At 74.0% G+C, this 23,416-nt stretch carries 11 protein-coding genes; 3 read left to right on the top strand and 8 right to left on the bottom strand.

Features of this window, described 5'->3' with window-relative positions; translation table 11 throughout:
- Positions 1-413: 413 nt before the first annotated feature.
- The 5 genes from AC5K6T_RS18860 to AC5K6T_RS18840 all read right to left on the bottom strand — a co-directional run bounded on the left by AC5K6T_RS18860 (position 414) and on the right by AC5K6T_RS18840 (position 10,001).
- Positions 414-1,181, bottom strand: coding sequence for a thioesterase II family protein (locus tag AC5K6T_RS18860; RefSeq protein WP_493210501.1), 768 nt, complete (start codon positions 1,179-1,181; stop codon positions 414-416).
- A 243-nt stretch (positions 1,182-1,424) separates the two neighbouring features.
- Positions 1,425-3,077, bottom strand: a complete 1,653-nt coding sequence (locus tag AC5K6T_RS18855; protein ID WP_493210500.1) for an alkaline phosphatase D family protein — start codon at positions 3,075-3,077, stop codon at positions 1,425-1,427.
- A gap of 774 nt (positions 3,078-3,851) precedes the next feature.
- Positions 3,852-4,457: a cyclase gene (locus AC5K6T_RS18850; protein WP_493210498.1), complete on the bottom strand. Its 606-nt coding sequence runs from the start codon at positions 4,455-4,457 to the stop codon at positions 3,852-3,854.
- A 294-nt stretch (positions 4,458-4,751) separates the two neighbouring features.
- Entirely contained in the window at positions 4,752-6,536 is a 1,785-nt protein-coding gene (locus AC5K6T_RS18845) for a S8 family serine peptidase (protein WP_493210497.1), read from the bottom strand.
- A gap of 696 nt (positions 6,537-7,232) precedes the next feature.
- Positions 7,233-10,001 (bottom strand): helix-turn-helix transcriptional regulator, encoded by a 2,769-nt coding sequence (locus tag AC5K6T_RS18840; RefSeq protein ID WP_493210495.1) that lies wholly within the window; start codon positions 9,999-10,001, stop codon positions 7,233-7,235.
- A 393-nt stretch (positions 10,002-10,394) separates the two neighbouring features.
- Between AC5K6T_RS18840 and AC5K6T_RS18835 the strand changes: the two genes are divergently transcribed.
- Entirely contained in the window at positions 10,395-11,447 is a 1,053-nt protein-coding gene (locus AC5K6T_RS18835) for a phosphatidylinositol-specific phospholipase C domain-containing protein (RefSeq protein WP_493210493.1), read from the top strand.
- Between the two features lie 148 nt (positions 11,448-11,595).
- Here the strand turns inward: AC5K6T_RS18835 and AC5K6T_RS18830 are convergent, their stop codons facing one another.
- Positions 11,596-11,979, bottom strand: coding sequence for an ArsR/SmtB family transcription factor (locus AC5K6T_RS18830; RefSeq protein WP_493210491.1), 384 nt, complete (start codon positions 11,977-11,979; stop codon positions 11,596-11,598).
- Between the two features lie 157 nt (positions 11,980-12,136).
- On the opposite strand from AC5K6T_RS18830, the gene AC5K6T_RS18825 reads away from it, so the two are divergent.
- Complete coding sequence (locus tag AC5K6T_RS18825; RefSeq protein ID WP_493210489.1) at positions 12,137-14,128, top strand: heavy metal translocating P-type ATPase; 1,992 nt, start codon at positions 12,137-12,139, stop codon at positions 14,126-14,128.
- A gap of 166 nt (positions 14,129-14,294) precedes the next feature.
- Here AC5K6T_RS18825 and AC5K6T_RS18820 read toward each other — a convergent pair whose 3' ends face one another.
- A complete protein-coding gene (locus AC5K6T_RS18820) occupies positions 14,295-15,383 on the bottom strand; it encodes a GNAT family N-acetyltransferase (protein ID WP_493210488.1) in 1,089 nt (362 codons plus the stop codon).
- A 145-nt stretch (positions 15,384-15,528) separates the two neighbouring features.
- Positions 15,529-16,146, bottom strand: a complete 618-nt coding sequence (locus tag AC5K6T_RS18815) for a hypothetical protein (protein WP_493210486.1) — start codon at positions 16,144-16,146, stop codon at positions 15,529-15,531.
- A 929-nt stretch (positions 16,147-17,075) separates the two neighbouring features.
- Here AC5K6T_RS18815 and AC5K6T_RS18810 point away from each other — a divergent pair.
- Positions 17,076-23,324, top strand: a complete 6,249-nt coding sequence (locus tag AC5K6T_RS18810; protein ID WP_493210485.1) for a DNRLRE domain-containing protein — start codon at positions 17,076-17,078, stop codon at positions 23,322-23,324.
- Positions 23,325-23,416 lie beyond the last annotated feature (92 nt).

The raw sequence follows: 23,416 nt of genomic DNA, 5'->3' as shown, positions 1-23,416 counted from the left end.
GCTCCGTGTGTTCCGTGTGTTCCGGGGCGTCCGTCGTCCGGCCCGGCCTCCGGGAGGCGGAGGGCCGTGTGCGGCTTTCCGGGGGAGAAGGGGGAGGGTGCGGGGACGACACGGGGCGGGCTCCTGGGGGAAGGCGGGCGCCGCGTCGCGCGACGCCCGGGGACGAACGCCGCATATTGTCACAGCCGGCCCCCTTCCGGCGACAGCCGTTTTCCTCGCGGGCGGCTCGTCTCACCGGTGGCAGCCGCTTGCGCGGTGGGGCCGCCTGCCGTGGTGGCCCCGCTTCCCCGACGGGGCCGCCTGCCGTGGTGGGCCTGCACGGGTTCACGTGCTCGCGGTGCGTCCGCCGTGCCGTGGCCGGACCCGTGTCCCCCTCGACGACCGCCGGTCCCGGCCGCCGTGCCGGGCGGGCTTCAGCGCACGGCGACCGCGGCGATGTGCTCGCGGATCTCCGCCCGTACCGCGTCGGCGTGCTCGTCGATGAAGAAGTGGCCGCCGGAGAACACCCGCATCCGGAAGGACGCCGACGTGTGCCGCGCCCACGCCTCGACCTCGGCGACGGGCGCGACGGGGTCGGCGTCCCCGCCCATCGCGACGACGGGGAAGGGCAGCGGCGGAGCCGTCGGGTTGTGGTACCGCTCGATGGCGCGGTAGTCGCTGCGGATGGTCGGCAGCACCATCCGCAGCAGCGCCTCGTCGGCGAGGAGCCGGGACACCTGGTCGTTGTCGGCGTTGAGCCGCTTGAGCTCCGCCACCAGTCCGGCGTCGTCGGCGAACCGGATGCGCCGGTCGCGGGGCAGCGAGGGCGCGCGGCGTCCCGACACCACCAGGCCCCGCGGCGGCGTTCCGCGCTCCTGCAGACGCAGGGCCACCTCGAAGGCCACCGCGGCCCCCATGCTGTGCCCGTAGAGGACGAACGGCCGGTCGCACCGGGCGGGCAGCTCCTCGGCCACCCGGTCGGCGAGGCCGCCGATGTCCTCGATGCACGGCTCCTCGGCGCGGTCCTGGCGGCCGGGGTACTGGACGGCCAGCACCTGCACGTCGGGCGCCAGGGCGCGGGACAGCGGGTGGTAGGCGGAGGCGGCACTGCCGGCGTACGGGAAGCAGACCAGCTGGACGGGAGCGTGCGGGGCCGGGTGGAAGCGCCGGATCCAGGCACTCCTCAGGGACGTCTCGGTCACGGTCCGCTCCTCTCCGCCGTACGTCGCCGACCACCCTAGAGCGTGCGTACGACGCGGCCGGACCCCACTGACAGGGCGGGCCCGCGCTGACATCCGGCTGTCAGCGCGGGCCCGCCCCGTCCGCCGGGTACGTCGAACACGTGCCCGGTACGGGGCCTTGGCGGGAGGGGCACCGGGTGCGCCCTGCGGGGCGCGGCGCGGTCGGGCGTGCCGGGCCGGCCGGACCGCCACCCGTGGCGGACGTCAGCGCACCGGCTGGTCCACCCGCTCGACCCGCTGTGTGCCGTTGCGGGTCCGGTAGGAGCGGACCCAGGCGGCCGTGGCGTCGGCCTTCGTCCGGTCGGAGAGGATGTAGTAGTCCATCTGCGCGTGTTCGGCCGTCACGTCCAGGATGCCGTACCCGTGGTGGTCCAGGTCGGTCCACTTCACATGGCGGTTGGCGAGCTCGATGGCGGCGCTCGCCACCGGTGAGACCGTGCCGGGGGGCACGTGCAGGAGGTCGTCCAGGTTCTCGGTGGTCACCGAAGCCACCACGAACTCGGTGGCGGCCGACCGCGAGAACGGATATGTCGCCGCCTTCACCGGGACGTCGTTCGCCCAGGCCGTGTGGATGTCCCCGGCGAGGAAGACGGTGTTCTCGATGCCCCGGTGCGTCAGATGGCCGAGCAGTTCCCTGCGGTCGTCCGTGTAACCGTCCCACTGGTCCACGTTGACCGCGAGCCCCTCTGCGGGGAGCCCCAGCAACTCGGCGAGCGGCCCGAGGAGATGGGCGGGGAGCGAGCCGAAGGCGAGCGGTGAGATCATCACCGAGGTGCCCACCAGCTTCCAGGTGGCGTCCGAGGAGGCCAGGCCCGCCTTCAGCCAGTCGAGCTGGGCGCGGCCGGTGATCGTACGGTCCGGGTCGTCGACCCTGCCGCTGCCCACGGACGCCTGCTGCGAGCGGAACGAGCGCAGGTCCAGCAGGTGCAGGTCGGCCAGCTTCCCGAAGCGCAGGCGGCGGTAGACGGTGCCCTCGGTGGAGGGGCGGACGGGCATCCACTCGAAGTAGGCCCGCTTGGCGGCCGCGGCGCGGTCGGCGTAGTCGCCCTCGGTGCCGGGGGTGTGGTTCTCCGCACCGCCGGACCAGTTGTTGTTCGCCGTCTCGTGGTCGTCCCAGATCGCGATGACCGGGTGTGCGGCGTGCATCGCCCGGAGGGCGGCGTCCGTCTTGTACGTGCCGTGCCGGATGCGGTAGTCGGAGAGCGTCAGGATCTCGTGCCGGGGCTCGTGTCGCCGTACGACGTACTCCTCGGCGGGCAGGCGGCCCGTCCCGTACTCGTATATGTAGTCACCGAGGTGGATGATCGCGTCCAGGTCGGCACGGTCGGCCAGGTGCCGGTAGGCGGCGAAGTGCCCGGACTCCCAGTTGGCGCAGGATGCCACGCCGAAGCGCAGGCCGGGAGCCGTGGATCCGGCGGCGGGCGCGGTGCGGGTGCGGCCCACGGGGGAGCGCACGGTGCCGGCGGAGAAGCGGTAGTGGTAGGCGGTGGCCGGCCGGAGGCCTCGCACGTCCGCCTTGACCGTGTGGTCGTCGGCGGCGGTCGTGGTGGTCCGGCCCCGGGCGACGACCCGGGTGAACCCGCTGTCCTCGGCGACCTCCCAGTCCACGTCGGTGTCCGGGCCGCTGCCGGAACCGGGCACGGCGTCCGGGGCCGGGGTGACCCGGGTCCACAGGAGCACGCCGTCGGGGAGCGGATCCCCGGAGGCCACTCCGTGGAGGAACGCGGGGGCCGGTTCGGCGGCGAGCGCGGGGGAGGCGGAAGCGGTGCCGGCCATGACGGACCCGGCGACGGCGGTGCCGGCCGCGGCCTTGACGACCGTGCGCCGGCTCGTGGTGGTGCGGACTCTGCTGTTCACGTCCGGTGAGGCTCCTGACTGGATCGGTCGACTGGTGGGCGACGCGGGGTGGGTCCGCCTTCTCGTCGGCGACGCGCGAGAAGCTGAAGACACCTCGGCTGCGCCGCTTGGACGCCGAGCCGGGCGCCTTCGGGCGCGGCGGCACACGGATGCGGGTCGAGCGGCGCGCCGCCGGGAGCGGGGACGGGCGCCCGTGGCGGTCGGGCAGGTGCTGCCGTGCACCGCTTCCCGTGCTGCGGCCCGGCCCGCGGGCCCCCGGAGGTCCGCTGCCGGTGCCGGGCGAGGCGGGGACGTGCAGCGCCTTCCGGCCGGCCCCGCCCGGCACGGGGTCGCCTGTGGGGCGGCCGGGAGGCGTCCGCCGGCCGGCGGACCGCCGTGTCGCCGGAGGCGGCCCGGCCCGCCGCGCCGGGCCGGGCCGGGGACGGGGCGTGAGGTGCGGCGGGAGGTGCCCCGCCGGCCCGGCGGAGCACCGCTGCACGGGATGCAGCGCGGTCCCGGGCGGCGCGGCAGCGGGCCGGGCACCGCGCGGCACGAGCGGCCGCTCACCGCCCTCCCCGAGGACACCGGCCGGCCCGCCGGGAGGCGGTCCGGCGTCCCGGTCCGGCGACGCCGGTCGCCTTGCGCGGCCGACGCCACGGCCGGGGCGCCGCCCCGTCAGAGGCGGACCGGGCGCCGCCAGGACCGCCCAGGACCCGACAAGGCGCCTCCGCGCCCGGGTCGCGGCCTCGTACGCCGCGCCCCGCGCCCCGCGGACCTGGCCTCCGATCGGCCGGCTCAGCCGATGGCCGTGGAGGTGAGCACCGGGTTGGGAGAGGGGTAGCAGGCCGTCGGCACGCTGACGGTGACGAAGAGGATCGGGACGCTGGCGGTGAAGGTCAGGCCGGGGCTGCCGTAGCTCGTGCCGGAGAGGCGGGTCTCGATGACACCGGAGGCCGCGGCCGTCAGGTCCAGGGTCAGCGTCGGCAGGGTGAAGGTCTTCCCGCCTCCGATCGGACCGGGCACCGACATGACCACCTCCCCGCCGCTCACCTTCACGCTGGGGGTTCCCGACCCGAGTCCGGAACCGCCGGTGAGGCGGGTGCCGGTCAGCGTCGCGTTCGCGGGGACGGGAGCCTTGAGGGTGATGTTCTTGATCGACTTGACCGTGTAGCCGCTGACCGAGCCGGGCACGGTCATCGGCTCGGTGGCCAGGGTGACGGAGAGGGCGCTGCCGGGGGCGACGGTGTCCGGCGCCACGGCGTCGACACCGGCGGAGAGGTCGAACTGCTGCGCGGAGCCGATCGGCGGGCTGGCCTGGCAGTCCATGTCGAGGGTGGTGCCGGCCGCTGCGGCGGGGCTCATGGCCAGGCAGGTGAGTGCCAGAGCCGCGGCCGCTGCCATCGGCAGGCGTAAGTGTGCTGGTCTCGGGCTCATGACCGTCCTCCTCGGGGATCGGGTGCCTCGGGCGGAGCGCCGGCGCACGAGACGTCGGCATGTCGCGTGCATGACAGCACCTTCGGCGTGTGATGTACAGGGCCGTGCAGGCGCTGGTGCGGGCGCTGGTGCGGGCGGCGGTGCGGGGGCGCGGTCGCGGACCGGAGGAGGGGAGGACGGCGCGAGGGCGCGGACGGACGCGGGACAGGCCGGTGTGCCGGTGCCCGCGGGGGCGGGCACCGGCACACCGGGGCGCGACCGTCAGAAGGTCAGGCTCCAGGAGTCGATGTATCCGGTGTCGCCCGGGTAGGCGTCCGCGACCCGCAGCTTCCAGGTGCCGTTGGCGGCCACCCCGGAGGCGTCGACGCCGTACGTGGTGACCAGGTCGGCGCCGCTGTCGTTCGAGGCCTCCTTCAGGCGCAGGGAGGCGCCGCTCGGCGCCACGATCTCGACGACCAGGTCACCGCGGTACGGGTGCTTGATGTCCACCGCGACCTCGAGGTCCGACGGGGCGTTGCCGGCGATGCCGGTCACCTGTACCGACGAGGTCACCCAGGTGCCGTTGTCGGGGATGCCGACGTTCGTGCCGTTGCTGAAGACGGTCGGGCCGGCGGGCGGTGTGGTGGTTCCGCCGACGCCGAGCGCGGCCGCGGCGTCGGCGAGGCCGGCCCCGCACCCCCCGGAGCAGGAGCCGGGCAGTGGGCGGGCCGTGCTCTTGATCGTGGACTCGATCCGGGCCGGGGTCAGCGACGGGTCGGCGTCGAGCATCAGCGCGGCGAGACCCGCGATGTGCGGAGCCGCCATGCTGGTGCCCTGGTAGGCGACGTAGGTCTCGCTGCCGACACTGCGGGTGCCGGTGTTGAGCGTGGACAGGATGCCGTTGCCGGACACCGCCGTCTCGCCGCCGGGGGCGGTGATGTCGACCGAGCTGCCGTAGTTGGAGTAGTACGCCCTGTTGCCCTGGCGGTCGCCGGCGGCGACGGTGATGACGTTGTCGCAGTTGCCCGGGTTGTACCCGGCGGCGTCGTCGGCGTCGTTGCCCGCCGCGACCACGACCGTCGTGCCGCGGCCCACGGCCGCGTTGATCGCGCTCTGGGTGCCGGAGTCGCAGCTGCCCGGCCCGCCGAGGCTCATGTTGATGACGTCGGCGGCGTAGGGGTTGCTCGGCACGCCCTGCACCGAGCCGCCGGAGGCCCATGTGATGGCGTCGATGATGTCGGCTGTGGTGCCGCCGCAACGGCCCAGCACCCGCACCGGCTGGACGGTCGCGTCGTGCGCGATGCCCGCGATGCCCTTGCCGTTGCCCGCCACCGCCGCGATGGTGCCGGCGACATGGGTGCCGTGCCAGGAGTTGTCGAGGTCCTGCCGCGGCCACGGCTGGCCGGTCTCGTCGACGCCGCACTCGCCCCGTCGCGTCCAGTCGCCGGGGTCGGCCGGGTTGCTGTCCCGTCCGCCGCCGTCCTGCGAGATGAACGGGTCCGAGATGAAGTCGTAGCCGCTGACGACGTTGGCCGCCAGATCGGAGTGCGCGACGTAACCGGTGTCGATCACGGCCACCTTGACGCCCCGTCCGGTGGCCTTGTCCCAGGCGGCGGGGACGTTCATGCCCGCGGTGCTCTCGAAGAGGTCCCACTGGCTGCTGTACCTGGTGTCGTCGGGGGTCACGGCGGTGGCGAACACACGCCGGTCGGGGACCACGTAGGCGACGTCGGGGTCGGCGCGGAACGCGGCCATGACGGCGGCCGCCTCGTCCGCGTCCAGTTCGTCACCGAGGTCCACGAGCGCCGCGCCGGTGCCCAGGCGGCGGTCGAAGCCGAGGTCCTTGCCGGTCCTGCGGCCCTTGGCCGTGGCGTCCCGGCCGGCCGCGGAGTTCGAAGCGGCCTCCGCCGCCCCCGGCCTGTAGCCGACGATCAGACGCTCGACGGGGACCTCGGCGGTGGGCGCGCCGGGCGTGGCGGCGCGGGCCGACGGCCCCGGCGCGGCGGCGGACGGCGCGGCCAGGGCCGGCGCGGCGCCCGCGGAGACCAGCGCCGCGGCGGTCGCCACGAGCGCGGTTATGCGAAGAGACCTCGATCTGCTTGTTCTGCTCGATCTGCTCGATCTGCTCAAGGTGCTGCCTTTCGGGTTGGTTCCCGGCCGACCGGAACGGACCAGTCGTGGTCAGTGCATGACAAGCCGGGCCCTGCGGCCGCTCAGGGTGGGGGATGCGGCCGAGCCGGGCAGGGGAGTTGGGGAGTGCCCCTGCGTCCGGCACCGGCCGGCCGTCGCGTGCGTCGTCGGGTTCTGCGCTGCAGAGGCACGGTCGGCCGGTCGGGTGGGAGGAACGTACAGCCGTCGTCCGCGGGCGAATATCCGGGACCGGGCGGCCACGGATACGTGATTAATTCCTGAGCAAGCGCTTGCGTGTCCGGCTGATCACGGAATGCGGCACCGACGGAGCAGCTGAACCGGCGTATTTCGCCCCCGGGAAGGAGGTGGGCATGTGGGGCGGCGGATGGGCATGCGGTCCGGTCCGGCCTCGTGTCCGCACCCGGGCCGGGGCGGGCCCGCGCTCACCGGCGCGCGCCGGACCCCCGCTGCGGCGTCCCGCGGGCCCCGCCGCCGCGCGGCGGTCCTTCGGTCCGGCGTGGCCCCGTGCGGTCCTTCGGTCCGGTGTGGCCCTGTCCGGTCCTTCGGTCCGGTGTGGCCCTGCCCGGTGCGGCCCGTTGGGCCTCCCGGTCCCGTACGGCGCGTCCGGCCCGGTCACTTCCCGTGCGGGGAGAGGTCCTGACGCGATGGGGTGCCCAGCTTCCGCATGGCGCGGGCGACGTGCTGCTCGACCGTCCGTGGTGACAGATGCAGGGTCGCCGCGATCTCCCGGTTGGTGAGTCCGGCGGCGGCGAGTTCGGCGACCTCGCGTTCGCGCGGCGAGAGCTGCGTCCCGTACGCGGGGCGGCCCGGCGGGCGGCCCTCCCGGGACGGCTGGTGGCGGCGCAGCTCCGCCCGGGCCCGCGCCGCGTCCCACACCGCCCCGAGTGCAGTGAACTCCGCGACGCAGAGCTCCAGTTCGTCGACGGCGTCGGTGCCGCCGCGGTCCGCCGGAGCGCCGCCCCGGTGCGCGGCGGCCGGCCCGTCCGCGGCGGCGGCCCCGAGCACGCACCGTGCCGCGCCCTCGGCCACGAGGGCGCGGGCGTACGGCCGCGTCGCCCGGCCGAACAGCCCGGCCGCCTCCCGGTACCGGGCCGCGGCGTCCCCCGGCCGGCCCGTCACCTCGGCGAGTACCGCCCGGCTCCAGGCCAGTGCGGCGCCGGCGGAGGGCGAGTCCACTCCGGCCAGGCCGGTCGCCAGCTCCTCGACCATGGTCCGCGCCGCCGCCCCGTCTCCCGCCCGCGCCGTCGCCTCGACGGCCCAGGGTGCCAGCTCCGCGGCCCACGCCCACACTCCCTTCGCCGCGGTCCTGGCCCAGCCGCGCCGGGCCTCCTCGGCCGCCGCCGGCACGTCCTGACGGGCGAGGGCCAGCCGGACCAGAGCGCCGGAGGTGGCCGCCGCGAGCGGGGCGGCGGCATGCTCGGCCGACGGCGCGTCGGGACCGGCCAGCCAGGAGAGCGCGGCGCTCCACGCGCCCCGGGCGAGCGCCAGCAGCCCGCGGACCACACGGGCGTCGGCGCTGATGACGGGCATGTCGGCGGTGGCGGCGACGAACTCCTCGCAGCGCTCGGCCAGGCCCGCCCACCGGCCGGTGAACCACTCCAGCAGCAGCCTCGCCCCGAGTGCGGTGTGCTTCGTGTACGGAGCACCGCTGCGCGCGGACAGCTCCAGCCCGTCACGCAGCAGGTCCTCCGCCCGCCCGAGGTGACCGAGCCACACGGCCGAGTCGGCGGCGTTGCACATCCCGCGGGCGGCGTGCCGTCGGATGGCGGGCTCGGGGTGGTCGGCCGGCAGCGACTTCAGCAGGTCCCACGCCTGGGGATCGCCGCAACTCATGGCCAGCCCGAGGCGGTTGGCCTGCACCGCGGCGCGCACCACCTCGTCCCCGCTGTCGTCCGCGGCCGCCTGCGCACCCTCGAGCCAGGCGCGGTGGGCGTCGATGGAGGAGGCGGGCCAGTAGGGCATCGCGAGCGCCGACATGGCCCGTGCCGACAACGCGGGGCGCTCGCCGCGCAGTTCCTCGGCGGCGCGCTCCAGTTCGGTCCAGCCGGTACCGCCCATCCCGACCTGGTTGCACAGCAGCAGCCCGAGGTCGAGCCGGATCTCGCCGCGCAGCACGACGGGCAGGCTCTCGTCCTCCACGATCTGCGACAGGACCTCGACGGTCTGGTCCGAGCGCAGCCCGTTGACAGCGATGTCGGCCAGCTGCGGAGCCAGCGCTGCCCGTGCGTGCCGCGGTACGCCGGGGGAGGCGAGGGTCTGTTCCAGGAGCCGGATCGCCGTCTGGTGGTCGCCGGCGCCGGTCGCCAGCGCCACGGCCTGTTCCACGGCCCGCAGCCAGGCCCGCACCCGGCCCGCCTCGCGACGGTGCCGCACCAGTGCCGCCCAGGGCACGGGCTGTCCGCGCACGAGCACGTCGGCCGCCCTGGCGTGCAGCCTCTGGCGTACGGGGCCCGGCACCGTCCGCCGTACGGCCTCGGCGGCCAGCGGCACGAAGAACCCGTACCGATTCCCGGGGTGCTCGGTGAGGAGGCCCAGGTCGAGCGCCGCGACCAACGCCTCGTCGAGCGCCGGGCCCTGCCCGGGCCTGCCCGCCGGTGCCGGTCCCCGGTCCCGGGCCCCGCCGGGCGGGCGCCCGTGGGGCGTCGCCGCGGAGGCCACGGCCAGCAGCACCTCCCGTGTCACCGGCTCGTCCAGGACCGCCGCCGCCCACGCGACGGGGCGCTGGGCGGCGGGCAGCGAAACGGTGCGGCTCAGCGCCAGTTCGGTGAGGCGAACGGGCACGCCCGCGTCGTCCACGTCGGCCGCCGTGCACCGCTGGGCGTCCCGGTCCCGCAACACGGTCAGCAGGTCGGCCACCACCTGTGCCACGCCGCCGGACCGTTCGTGCAGCCGGCTCACGGCCTCGGGCGTGCACCGGTCGCCGAGGGCGTCCGCAGCGGCGCCGCGGACCTGCTCGGTGGTCCACGGCGCGACCTGATGCTCCAGGACGACCAGATCCCGGGGATAGCGCACGGGCGGGGCGCCCAACGGCAGTCCGGCCGAGGCGAGTTCCTCGGGCCGGTACAGCAGGACGACCGCGAGGGCGGGCCGCGGCCGGCCCAGCAGGCGGCGCAGCTCGCCCGTTTCGGCGGCGGTCGCCCGGTGCAGGTCGTCCACGAGCAGCAGGGCGGGTCCGTCACCGTCCGGCCGGGGCAGGGGTGTTGCCTCACCGCAGGTCCGGGTGAGCACCTCGCAGCGGGCTGTCCGGGCCAGCCCGGCGAGCCGGTCCGCGAGACGGCTCTTTCCGGTTCCGGCCGCCCCGGCCGCCAGGACGAGCACCGAGTCGGCCGTCTCCGCCCTGAGCGTCCGCAGCAGTCGGCGCTCCCAGCCCGGCGTGTCCACGCGTCCGGTCCTCCTCCTGCCGGTCCACCGGGCCTCCCGGCCCCTCGCGGGCGCCAAGTCTGCCTCACCGGGGGCACGGTGCGGACGGGGGAGCGGTGCCGGGCCCGGCACGGCGGGCATTCCCTCCCCGGCGGTGCGGGGACGGGCGCCGGCGCGGAGCCGCGCAGGGCCCCTGGCCGGAGAGCCGCCCTCGGACGCCGCGGCCACCCCGGCGGCCCGCCGCGCGGAGCGGTCCGTGAGCTGTGCCCCTGCGGCCGGGCGAGCGGCGGCCGGGTCGCACGGAGGCTGACCATCGCGCCATCTTAGTCATGGCCATGTCAGTTCTCTGTCGGATGCGGCCCGCTGCTCCTATGCTCTGCGGCTGTCCGTGCCGGTCTCCCCCCAGGAGGCTCCATGTTGCTCCGTCGCGCCCTGGTCGCCGCAGTCCTGGCGATCGCCACCCTGGCGTTACCCGCCCAGTCGGCGGCGGGTGCTCCCGCCGACGACGTGCCCTTCACCTCCGCCACGACCGTCGGAATGCACAACACCTACGAGCGCAGCGCGTTCTCCTACCTCGCCCAGGCCCTGGACACGGGGACCGGCCTCATCGAGATCGACGCCTGGCCCGACGTCTTCACGAGGCGATGGCACGTCAGTCATGAGAAGCCGCTCGCCAACGACAACAACTGCACCACGGCGTCGGGTCCGGGCGACCTCTACACCGGCGCTACGAGCAAGTACCTCGAACACTGCCTGGACGACGTGCGCGTCTGGCTCGAAGCGCACCCCGGCAGCGGTCCGCTGATGATCAAGCTGGAACTGAAGCTGGGGTACGCCACGGCCTTCGGTATGGGCCCGGCGCAGCTGGACGGGCTGATCCGGGATCACCTCGGGTCGCGCGTCTTCCGCCCCGCCGACCTGCTGGCCAGGCCCGGCGGCGGCACGTACGCCTCCCTCGACGAGGCCGCGCGCGCCGGGAACTGGCCCACCCGGCGGCAGCTGGCCGGACGGGTGGTGCTGTCCGTCATCCCGGGGACCGTCGAGAACAGGAACCCGTTCGACTTCTGGCCCACCAACGAGCAGTACGCGGGCCGACTGCGCGACCTCGCCGGGAAGGGGAGGCTCGCGGAGGCGCAGATCTTCCCCGCGGCGAGGTTCGGGACCGGCGACCCCCGCACGGCCTACGACAGCAGCATCCGGCCCTGGTTCGTGCTGTTCGACTCCAGCGCCTCGGCCTGGCTCGGCGGCTCGGTGGACACGTCGTGGTACGACACCCGCCACTACGTGCTGGTGATGACCAGCGCCCATGCCGTCCAGCCGCCCATCAGCAGCACCAGGCCGACCGAGGAGGAGGCGCGAGCCCGGGTGGCCCGACTGGCCGCGGCGCACGCGAGCATCGTCACCAGCGACTGGCACGCGCTCCCCGCCGTCCAGTCCCTCGTCCTGCCGCGGGGTCCGTCGGCGTAGCGCCGTGGCCGCCCTCCGGGCGTGGCCGGGCGGGTCGGCCGTCCGCCGCCGCTCCCGGGGAGCGGCCCCGCCGGCTCCCGGGCGCCGCGCGGACGTCGCCGCCCGCAGCGGGCCGGCCCGTGACGGACGGTGAGATCCCGTGGCGCGGTCAGGCCCTCTCGCCCGACGAGGCCGCGGCGGGGGCGTCCCGCAGGCCGAGGCGGAGGTGCTCGACGTGGTAGAGGGCCTGCTCCAGGAGTTCGGCCACGTGGTTGTCGTAGAGGGCGTAGATCACCGAGCGGCCCCGGCGTTCGCCGACGACCAGGCCGAGGTTGCGGAGCAGGCGCAGTTGGTGGGAGCAGGCCGACTGCTCCATGTCGACGGCGTCCGCGAGTTCGGTGGCCGCGCAGGGTCCTTCCTGGAGGCGGGCCAGGATGCGCAGCCGGGACGGTGTGGCCAGCGCCTGGAGGGTGGCGGCCACCTCGGCGGCGCCCACCGTCTCCAGGCGCTCGCGGGCGGTCGCGGTGGTCTCGGCGTCAGCTCCATGGCCCATGGAGTCATCCTACGGAGACCGCATCATGAACACATGAATGAGTCTTCATGTGGTCCTGTATCGTGAGGTGGCGCGGCGCCGCGTCCTCGGGGCGGAGGTCCCGCGATGCCGTCCCCCGATGCCGTTCCGCGATGCCGTTCCGAAGGGCCTTTCTGCGATGACCACAACCCTTGTCCGGCCCGTGCCGGACCGATCCGCGCCCTCCCGTGCGGGTGCAGGCTCCAGGGGGCGCACCCGGGCCCTCGCGCTGGCCGAGGTGCGCTGGGCCGCCGCTGCCGCGCTCCTGTTCCTGGCGGCGCTGCCGCTCCAGCTCACCGGGGCGCCGGCGTGGACCTGGGGCCCGCTGTACGCGCTGGCGTACGCGGCCGGCGGCTGGGAACCGGCCCGGGCCGGTCTGCGGGCCCTGCGGGAGCGGACGCTCGACGTCGATCTGCTGATGATCGCCGCCGCGCTGGGGGCCGCCGCGATCGGCCAGGTGATGGACGGTGCTCTCCTCGTCGTGATCTTCGCGGCCTCCGGTGCCCTGGAGGCACTGGCCACCGCCCGTACCGCCGACTCGGTGCGCGGTCTGCTGGACCTCGCTCCGGCGACCGCCGTCCGCGTCGGCGCCGACGGAGCCGAGAGCGTGGTCCCGGTCGGGGAACTGGCCGTCGGCGACACCGTCCGGGTACGCCCCGGAGAGCGCATCGGTGCCGACGGCCGGGTGCTCGACGGGGCGAGCGACGTCGACCAGGCCGCCATCACCGGCGAGTCCCTCCCGGTGGCCCGGGGTGCGGGCGACGAGGTCTTCGCCGGCTCGCTCAACGGCACGGGTGCGCTGCGCATCAGGATCGAACGGGACGTGTCCGACTCGGTGATCGCGCGGATCGTCCGGATGGTGCAGGAGGCCTCCGGGACCAAGGCGCCGACCCAGCTGTTCGTCGAGCGGATCGAGCAGCGCTACTCGCTCGGCATGGTGGTGGCGACCCTCGCGGTCCTCCTCGTCCCGCTCGCCTTCGGCGCGGGGTTCACCGACGCGCTGCTGCGGGCGATGACGTTCATGATCGTGGCCTCGCCCTGCGCGGTCGTGCTGGCGACCATGCCGCCGCTGCTGTCCGCCATGGCCAACGCCGGCCGCCACGGGGTGCTCGTCAAGTCGGCCGTGGCCATGGAGCGGCTCGGCGAGGTCGACGCGGTCGCGCTCGACAAGACGGGCACGCTGACCGCGGGCGACCCGCACGTCACCGACGTCCGCCCGCTCCCGGGATGCGGTGTGGACGAGGAGGGGCTGCTCTCGCTCGCTGCCGCGGTGGAGGAGCCCAGCGAGCACCCGCTCGCCCGGGCGGTCGTCAGCGCGGCGCGGGACAGGGGGATCACCCTCGTGCCGGTACGGGACTTCGCCTCGGCACCGGGCGTCGGCGTCCGGGGCGTCGTCGGCGGGCGCGTGGTCGCGGTGGGTGCGCCGGCCCGGCTCGCGGGCACCGACGGCGGCACCGCGTCCGCACACGCGGCGGCCGAGGCCGCAGAGCTGGCCGCGGAACTGGAGGACGGCGGCCGTACCGCCGTCCTCGTCAGCCTCGACGGCGCCCCCGCCGGCGTGCTGGGTGTCACCGACCGGCCTCGTCCGGATGCGGCCGGCACGGTGGCCGCACTCACCGGCCTCACCGGCGGCGCACCCCTGCTGCTGACCGGGGACAACCCGCGCGCCGCCGCCCGTGTCGCCGCGGAGGCCGGCATCGAGGACGCGCGGGCCGGGCTGCTCCCCGAGGACAAGGTACGCGCCGTCCGGGAACTGCAGGCGGCCGGGCGCAGAGTCCTGTTCGTCGGCGACGGCGTCAACGACGCCCCCGCCCTGGCCGCCGCCCACTGCGGAGCCGCCATGGGGCGGGTGGGCTCCGACCTGGCGCTGGAGACCGCCGACGCGGTGATCGTGCGGGACGAACTGGGCGCCCTGCCCGCGGTGGTCGCGCTGTCCCGGCGGGCCCGTCGGCTCGTCGTGCAGAACCTCGCCGTCGCCGGGGTCTTCATCGCCGGGCTGGTCGTCTGGGACCTCGCCGGGCACCTGCCCCTGCCGCTCGGTGTCGCCGGCCACGAGGGCTCCACCGTCCTCGTCGGCCTCAACGGCCTGCGCCTGCTCCGCGAGTCGGCCTGGCGCAGGGCCGCCGGCTGAACCCCGCAGGCCTCTCCGCTCCCGCCGGCCGCACCGGTTCGGGTCCCCGCGCCCCGGGGCGCCGTCGGCGGGCGGCAGGACGCGGTCCGCGCCGTGCGCGGGCCGCCGGCAGCGCTCCGCCCGGCAGCGCCCCGCCGCGCACCCCGCGCACGCCGTCGCCGTGGGATCACCGCATACGGAGCTTTCCGGCCGCCTCGAAGGTCCTCAGCACGGCGTTCTTCAGTACGGGGTTGCCGCGCACCAGAGCGTGCGCGGCCCGGACGGGTTCGCGGCGGAGCCAGTGCAGGGCGGCGCCGGGGCCGGTCGTGCGCAGGACTCCCTCGTGCACGGACAGGTCCCTCGTCTTGAAGGAGTTCTTGTAGACGGCGTCGCCTCGTCCGAAGTCGAAGAGCTGGACACCGGACGCGGCGCAGGCCTCGATCATGCGCAGATACAGCACCCGGCCCGGCGAGTAGGCGGCGGCCGTCCTGTCGTAGGAGGGGAACCAGCAGGAGAAGACCGTGGACGAGCGGAGGCCGAAGTGGGCGGCGACGGGCCGTTCGCCCGCGTAGAGCACCGACAGGACGCCCGAGCACTCGGGGTCGGTGCTGCCGGACAGCAGGTGCACGAGCCGGTTGATCCACGGCTGTGCGAACGGGTCGCGACGGCCCGTGCGGCGGTAGTGGGCGGACTTCCAGGCGATGAGGGTCTTCAGGGCGGCGGGGTCCTGCGCGCCGTGGACGAAGCGCAACGGGCCGAGGCGGCGGCCCATCCGCCGTTCCTGCGCCCGTGCCGCCTTGAGGAAGCCGCGCGAGTGCGTGCGCAGATGGGCCTCGTAGGGCGCGAAGCCGGCCGTGAGGTCGACGGCGGGCGAGGCGAACCGGCTCGTCGCGTACGGGAGGAAGAGCCGCTGGCCGCTGCCGAGGTGATTGAACTCCCAGGCGTTCAGCGAACAGGCGCGCATCAGGCGCAGCGGATCGGGGTGGGCGTCGGGGCGCAGGACGGCCCCCTGGCAGTCGGAGACGCCCTGGCCGACCGCGCGGCCGTGTCCCCAGCGGTCTCGCTGGAAGGGGAAGTAGCCCATCGTCTCGTGGCCCCGGCGCAGCACCGCCACCTGGGTGTCGGGCCGCACCCGGCCGACGGCCTGCGTGAAGCGGGCGCTCATGAAGGGGTTGGTCAGGGCCGTACTCGCGGTCGTGTTCTGCAGTTCGCTCCACAGAGCGAGGTCCGCGGAGGCGAGTTCACGGGGATGCACGACGTCGATGCGGATGTTCAAGGGGTCTCCTGAATGCGGTGCGCAGGGCGAGCGGGCAGCGTGGCCGTGCCCCGACGGGCGGCGCGGCGACTGCCGTTGGGTGTCCCGGGCGTCCCGAGGGTGCGGCAGCGCTCGGAGGGGCCGGGCAGGGGAGTCGCGCTGCGGTTCAGGGAGGCCCGCGGCGCCCGGTCGCTCCCGGGGGCGGCACCTTGACGGCGGCCTTCTCGTCCCCGTCGTCGCGGGCGACCGGCGCGAAGCCCACCGCCGCCGCGACGGCTGGAGTGGCGAGCGCGAGCCCCAGAGCGCGACAGCACCGCGCGACCGCGCCCGGTCCCGGCTGCATGCGGGTGCCTGGCCGGATCCGGCAGGCCGGCCAGGGCCGCAGGGACGCGGCGGCGTGCAGCCCGCAGGTGCCCGCCACCGTCACCACGGCGTAGACCCCGGTGCCGTGCGCACCGTGGAGGCCCGGAGCCGGCCGGCCGGCCACCGCGCCGATCCAGGTGACCCAGCAGCCGGCCGACGCCGGAGCGAGCGTCACGGCGGCGAGGTCCCCGGGCCGGGGCCTGGTTCCGGCAGGCAGAGTCAGCCCGAGCCCCAGCAGGACGAGTGCCGCCCCCAGGCTCACGGCGGGCACGGGCCTGCCTGCGAAGGCCGGGTGGCATCCGATGCCGGCGACGGCCGCCGCCGGTACGGCGAAGCGGGCGGCCCTCATCCTGCCCCGCCGGTCCGCTCCCTTCAGGAGCGGACGGTCGGGCCGGGACCGGAGCGAGGGGCGTGCCGTCATGATCTCTCCATGGTGGGCGGACGGGCTCCGCCCGCGCCGGTGAACGGAGAGTTCGGGCATGGGGATCTTTGATCGAGGAGTCACCGGGGCGAGTGGGGCCGTACGGCAGACGGCCGCCGGTCCGCACCTCGGGCAGCTCCGTGTCCGCGCCGGGCGGCAGACCCCGGCGGGAAGGTGCGCCACGCGGTCCGCTCCGGAGGCCGGGGCACCCTCACGAGTCCGCCCCTGACGCGGCACCGCTGCGGGCGGGACTGCTCTGCCGATGACGGCCGTGCGCTGAGGGGCCGATACGGATCCGCGGCGCATCCGACAGGAACCCGACAGGAACCCGACAGGAACCCGAAAGGACCTCAGCCGGGCCAGCGTTCCGCCCGACCGCTGTCCCGGCTCGGGCGAACGGTGCGCTGCGGCGGTGCACGGAGCCGACGGGGTACCTGTACCGGTGGGGCGGGACGCGAGGAGTCCCTGCGGCGTTCCCGTCGGCGGCGAGGTCGGCGTGCGGCCGGTGGGGGTCAACCGGGCGGCACGGGAGCCGGCCGGGAAAGGGCCGGTCCGCCCTCCGGGCGTCGTGCGGCCGTCGGGTCCCGCACGAGTATGCGGGTTCCCGCACGAGTATGACGGAAGGACATTGCCCCGTGCGCCATATTTGAGGTTTACTTGAGGGAGTGTCGGGTAGACGCTTCCAGAATTGTATTCTGTGGCGCAGATCACTGGGGCAGAGTTGGTTTACGGCGCCCTATCTGGGTGATCTTGACGCGCTTTCAGATCATTACCCCCTCGGTATGTTCACGACAGTGTCACGACCGTGACGCGATTGGGCATCAAGAAACCGAGGAAGCATGTCGGTTCACATATCCGGCCCCGAGGAACGGGGGCGGTTGTGGTCCGGGGGGAGCCTTCGCTATATCGCGGGGGGCCTCTCCCTGGCCTTGGCCATCACTTTGCTTGAGGGCGTGGCGGTGGCCACTCCCTCGGGGGAGAGCAGCAGGAAGCCGGCGCAGGAGGCGGCCGCGGCCACACAGGCGGCGGACATCGCTTCGGCGCGGGTGGCGGCGCGCCTGTCGGGCAAGCGCGTCGAGGCGCTGTCGGAGCGTACGGAGACGTCGACGACGTGGGTGAACAAGGACGGTTCACTCACCACCGAGCTGTCCGCCGGCCCGGTCCGGTTCGAGGACTCGGCGTCCGGCCGGTGGCGGGACGTCGACCTGGACCTGGTCACCGCGGACGGCGCCGTCGAACCGAAGGCGCACCCGGAAGGTCTGACGCTGGCGGGCAGGTCCGGCGGAGGCCCGGCGAAGTCGCTTCGGGCGGCACAGAAGAGCAAGCCGGTGGACCTGGTCACCCTGGGCGAGGGCGACCAGCGGATCACGCTGCAGTGGAAGGGCGGGCTGCCCGCGCCGCAGCTGGAGGGCAACCGAGCCGAGTACGTCAACGCCGTGCCCGGCGCGGATGTGGTGGTGGAGGCCACCCGTACCGGGTTCGAGCAGTTCGTCGAGATCAAGCAGAGGCCGACGACGGACGGCTACACCTACACGCTGCCGCTGAAGTCCCGGGACCTGAGGGCGAAGCAGCAGTCCGACGGCAGTGTGGTGTTCACCGACAGGAAGAACAAGAAGCGGGCGGTGATGCCCGCACCGGTGATGTGGGACTCCACCGTCGACCCGGTGTCGGGTGAGCACACCCGCAGAGTGCCGGTGGCGATGAAGGTGGTCCAGAAGGGTTCGACGATCGACCTGGTCGTCACCCCGGACGCGGACTTCCTCGCCGACCCGGAGACGAAGTACCCGGTCGTCGTCGACCCGTCCACGTCGTCGCTGGGCAACCTGTTCGACACCTATGTGCAGCAGGGCGAGACGGTCGACTGGTCGGCCGACACCGAGCTGGACCTCGGCAACCCGGGGACGAAGAACGCCGACGGCACCTACCGTACGGCGCGGTCGTTCATCACGTGGAACACGGCGCCCGTCGCGGACGCGCTGGTCTCCAAGGCGACGCTGTCGCTGTGGAACTTCCACTCGGGCAACACCGACTGCAAGGCGTATCCGTGGGAGGTGTGGACGGCGAACAACGCCTCCACGTCCTCGCGGTGGACGAACCAGCCGTCGATGGTGACCAAGATGGCCACCTCGACCGAGACCAAGGGCAACCCGGCCTGTACGGCGGACGGCTGGATCAACGCCGACGTCACCGACCTCGTCCAGCACTGGGCGAACAACAAGTGGTCGTACTCGGGCATGGGACTGCGTGCTGCGAGCGAGTCGGTGGTGGCGCAGTGGAAGCGGGTGAACTCCGCGAACGCGGCGTCCAATCCGCCGAAGCTGGTGGTGACCTACAACTACCGGCCGAAGACCGGCACGAAGCAGGAGGCGGGCCCGCCGTACTTCTCCTACGGCGGCCGGTACGTGGTCAACACCACCGCGCCGACGCTGCGTGACACCTTCGTCGACGCCAACGGCGACAAGGTCAACGGTACGTTCCAGATCTTCGACGATGCCACCAACACCCAGGTCGGCAACGTGCTGGTCTCGCCGTGGGTGGCCTCCGGCCAGGTCGCCTCGGTGACCGTCCCGGCCGGGGTGCTGACCAACGGCAGGACCTACCGGTTCCGCACCTCCCCGTACGACGGCACGCACTACAACACCGGCTGGTCGGAGTGGAAGTACTTCACCGTCGACACCGCCGGCCCGTCCGCCCCGCTGTCCATCGCCTCCACCGACTACCCGACCGGGCAGTGGGTCAAGGGCGCGGGCCAGGCGGGCACCTTCACGGTCACCCCGAACGGATCGGACCACAACTGGCTCGAGTGGTCGCTGGACGGTGTGACCTGGACCAAGGTGGCCACCGGCGGCTCCACCGCCGCCAAGGCCATCAGCATCGCCCCGCCCAAGGACGGCACCCACACCCTGCAGGTGCGGCAGGTCGACAAGGCCGACAACAAGTCCGAGGCCGTCGACCACACCTTCCACGCCGGTCCGGGCGGCTTCATCCAGCCCACCGAGGGCGAGCGCACCGCCCGCCGCCTGCCCCTGGTCGCCGAGGCCGATGCCGGCACCTACGACCAGGTCTCCTTCTCCTGGCGGCGCTCCGAGGCCGATGCGTGGGTGAAGATCCCCGCCGGTGACGTCACCGCCGGCGGCACGGCGCTGACCACATGGCCCGTCCCGCTCACCAACGGCAAGAACGCCGCCCTGGTGTGGAACGCCACGAACACCGTCGACCCCGACGGCACGGTGCAGATCAAGGCCGACTTCACCGGCCCGGACAGCGCCTCGGGCAGCACCCTGCCGCTGACCGTGGTCGTGGACCGCAACGCCTCCGGCGCAGCCACGAGCGGGGTGGGTCCGGGCTCGGTGAACCTGCTGACCGGTGACTACAGCCTCTCGGCCACCGACGCCTCCCTGTTCGACCTGTCGGTCTCCCGCACGGCTTCCTCCCGTACCCCGGACAAGGGCGCGCAGCAGGAGGGCCAGGCGGCGATCTTCGGCAAGGAGTGGGTGGCAGGCACCACCGCGGAGGCCACCGAGTCGGACTTCTCCCACCTGCGCAAGGTCTCCGACACCGCCGTCGCGGTCGTGGACTCCGAAGGCGAGGAGACCCACTTCACCGCGAACGCGGCCAGGACCGGGTGGATACCCGAGCCGGGTGCCGAGGCCCTGACGCTGAAGGGCAGCACCACGGGCTCGTTCACCCTGTCCGACACCGAAGGCACGGTGACGGAGTTCACCAGGCCCGACGCGGCCGCCACCACCTGGCAGGTCTCCAGCACCCTGCTGGACGGCCTGGCCAACTCCACCACCACCGTGGTCTCCGAGACGGTGACCGTGGACGGCAAGAAGCTGTCCCGCCCCAGGCGGGTCATCGCCCCGACCTCGGCGGCCACCGCCGCGGCCTGCACCGGCGACCCGGCCACCAAGGGCTGCCGGGCCCTGGAGTTCGTCTACGCCACCGCCACCACCGCGACCACGAACGCGTACGGCGACTTCACGGGCCAGGTCAAGGAGATCCGCGCCTGGTCCACCACTTTGGGCGCCGCCGCGGCGACGTCCAAGACGGTGCAGACCTACGCGTACGACGACCAGGGCCGCCTGCGCCAGGCATGGAGCCCGCTGATCACCCCGTCGCTGAAGACGGAGTACGCCTACGACAGCGCGGGCCGGGTCACCGGCCTGACCTCGCCGGGACAACTGCCCTGGACCTTCGTCTACGGCAAGGCCGGCAACGCCGCCACGGCCGGTGAGGGCATGCTGCTCAAGGCGTCCCGCCCCGGCCTGCAGCAGGGCACGACGGGTGCCGAGTCCGGCACCGCCGCCACCAGCGTCGTCTACGACGTCCCGCTGACCGGCACCAAGGCCCCCTACAAGCTGGGCGCCGCCGACGTGAAGGCGTGGGGTCAGCTGGACGCGCCCACGGACGCGGCCGCGGTCTTCCCCGCCGACGCCGTCCCGGCCTCGCACACCGGTGACTCCCTCGGGGCCACCGACTACCAGCGCGCGGGCATCACGTACCTGGGCGTCTCGGGCCGCGAGGTCAACACCGCCACCCCGGGCGGTCACATCTCCACCACGGAGTACGACCGCTTCGGCAACACGGTGCGCGAGCTGTCGGCCGGCAACCGGGCCGTCGCGCTCGGCCTGACCGCCGGCGACCAGGCCGTCCAGGCCGACCTCGGTATCGCCGCGCTGCCGGCCGCCGAACGCGCCGACCTGCTGGCCACCAAGTCGCTCTACAACGAGACCGGCACCCGCGAGCTGGAGGAGTTCGGCCCGCTGCGGCGGATCGACCTCACCGCGGACCTGAAGTCGGGCACCACCGTGCTGGTTCCGTCCGGCACCTCGGTGACCGCCCGCACCTGGACGGTCAACGAGTACGACGCGGGCCGCCCGACCGACGGCACCGCCAAGATCAAGGACCAGGTCACCCAGGCCACCACCGGCGCGCAGGTGCGCGAGCACCCGACCGTCCACGGTGAGACCCGCGCGGTCCAGACGGTCTACGACTGGGCCAAGGGCCTGCCGGCCAGGACGGTGAAGGACCCCGGCGGTCTGGCGCTCACCGACAGCATGGAGTACGACGCCCAGGGCCGCCTCGTCAAGCAGATGCCGCCCGGTGCCACCGGCACCGACGCCGCCACCCGCGTGACGACGTACTGGTCCGGCACCGGCACCGGCACCTGCCAGGGCCGCCCCGAATGGGCCGACATGATCTGCTCCACGGGCCCGGCCGGCGCCATCACGAACGGTGGTGCCAACCCGGCCCAGCTGCCGACCACCACCACCGAGTACGACTGGTGGGGCAACCCCGCCAAGGTCACGGAGACCGCCAACGGCGTCACCCGTACGACCACGACCACGTACGACGGTGCGGGCCGCGCCGTCAAGGTGGCCGTCACCGGCGGAACCGGCCAGGCGGTCCCGGAGGCCACCACCGAGTACGACCCGGCCACCGGCCAGGCCGTCAAGACCGTCTCCCCGACCGGCGGCACGATCAGCCGGACGTACGACAAGCTCGGCCGCCTGGTCTCGTACACCGACGCCGACGGCGCCACCACCACGACCGAGTACGACCTGCTCGACCGCCCGGTCAAGACCACCGACAGCGTCCCGTCCACGGTCACCTACACCTACGACCACACCGCCGAACCGCGCGGCCTGGCCACGAAGACCACCGACTCCGTCGCGGGCAGCTTCCAGGCCACGTACGACGCGGACGGCTCGGTCAGCTCGGAGAAGCTGCCGGGCGGCTACACGGTCAGGCAGACCGAGGACACCACCGGCTCGGCCGTCGACCGCACCTACACCCGTGACAGCGACGGGACGGTCGTCTACTCCGACACCGTCACCGAGTCCATCCACGGCCAGGTCACCTCGCACGCCGGCTGGGGCGAGCAGAAGCACCGGTACGACGCCGTCGGACGCCTGGCCGCCGTCGAGGACACCTACGACACGGTCTGCACCAAGCGCACCTACACCTTCGACAACCGCACCAACCGCAAGACGCTGACCACCGCGGCCGGCACCCCCGGCAACGACTGCCCCGCCACGGGAGGCACCACCACCAGCCACACCTACGACAGCGCCGACCGCCTGGTCGACACCGGCTACGCGTACGACGCGTTCGGCCGCACCACCGCCGCACCCGGCAACGGCACGATCGGCTACTACGTCAACGACCTGGCGTACCAGCAGACCGCCGACGGCAAGCGCCAGACCTGGCAGCTCGACGCCAACCACCGCTTCCGCTCCTGGAAGACGGAGACCGGCAGCGGCAGCACCTGGACCCAGACCGGGTCGAAGCTCAACCACTACGACGGCGACGGGGACAGCCCGCGCTGGATCGTGGAGGACACCGCCACCGGGGCCCTGACCCGCAACGTGGAGTCCGCGTCCGGCGACCTGGCCGCCACCACCACCAAGACCGGCGACACCGTCCTGCAGCTGACCACCATCCACGGCGACGTGGCGCTCCGGCTCCCGCTCGCCGCGGGCCAGGCCCCCACCGCCCAGGACGGCGACGAGTACGGCAACCCCCGCGCGGGCCAGGCCGCCACCCGCTACAACTGGCTCGGGGCCAAGCAGCGCTCCACGGAGACCCTCACCGGCCTCACCATGATGGGCGTCCGCCTCTACAACCCCACCACCGGCCGCTTCCTCTCCCTCGACCCGGTCTACGGCGGCAGCGCCAACGCGTACGACTACGTCAACGCGGACCCGCTGAACAGCTACGACCTGGACGGCAAGTGGAGTTGCGGCTGGTGCAAGAAGAAGTGGAACCGCTTCAAGCGGAGCAGCGTCGGCCAGCACATCAGGAGGAACCGCCAGTTCTACGGCTGGGCCGCGGGTATCGGTATCGGCATCGCGGCATCAGCCTGCGTCGCCGCCACTGCGGGCATCTGCGCGGGAGCCGGCGGCCTGCTCATCGGCGGTGCCCTCGGCGCGGCAGGTGGCGCGGCGAGGTACCGTATCAGCGAGAGTCGGCGTACCCGCGCCGGATACCGCAAGAACATGATCTACGGTGCCGCGGCCGTCGTCGGACCCGGCATCTGGTCCCGCTTCCGGCTCCGCGGCGCAGCGCAGAGCCCGAAGCGCTGGATCGACAACTTCCGCCGGGAGAAGAGCTGGGGCAAGCACCGCCGCAAGGTGAACGTGCACTGGGGATTCGGAACCCGCTGGATCAGGTGAACCACTCGGTGACACACCGTCGGTGAATCGCCGGGGTGCACCCTCGCAGGGGGACCGGCCGGGCTCGCCCGGGCGGTCCCCCCGTACACGCG

It is taken from the genome of Streptomyces sp. B8-7 (assembly GCF_058833805.1).
This window is presented reverse-complemented; position numbering and strand designations above follow the sequence as displayed.

Bases quoted from the DNA above. Each gene is read 5' to 3' on its own strand.
- AC5K6T_RS18850 (WP_493210498.1), bottom strand. From the start codon at position 4,457: ATGGCAGCGGCCGCGGCTCTGGCACTCACCTGCCTGGCCATGAGCCCC.
- AC5K6T_RS18835 (WP_493210493.1), top strand. From the start codon at position 10,395: ATGTTGCTCCGTCGCGCCCTGGTCGCCGCAGTCCTGGCGATCGCCACC.
- AC5K6T_RS18830 (WP_493210491.1), bottom strand. From the start codon at position 11,979: ATGGGCCATGGAGCTGACGCCGAGACCACCGCGACCGCCCGCGAGCGC.
- AC5K6T_RS18825 (WP_493210489.1), top strand. From the start codon at position 12,137: ATGACCACAACCCTTGTCCGGCCCGTGCCGGACCGATCCGCGCCCTCC.
- AC5K6T_RS18815 (WP_493210486.1), bottom strand. From the start codon at position 16,146: ATGACGGCACGCCCCTCGCTCCGGTCCCGGCCCGACCGTCCGCTCCTG.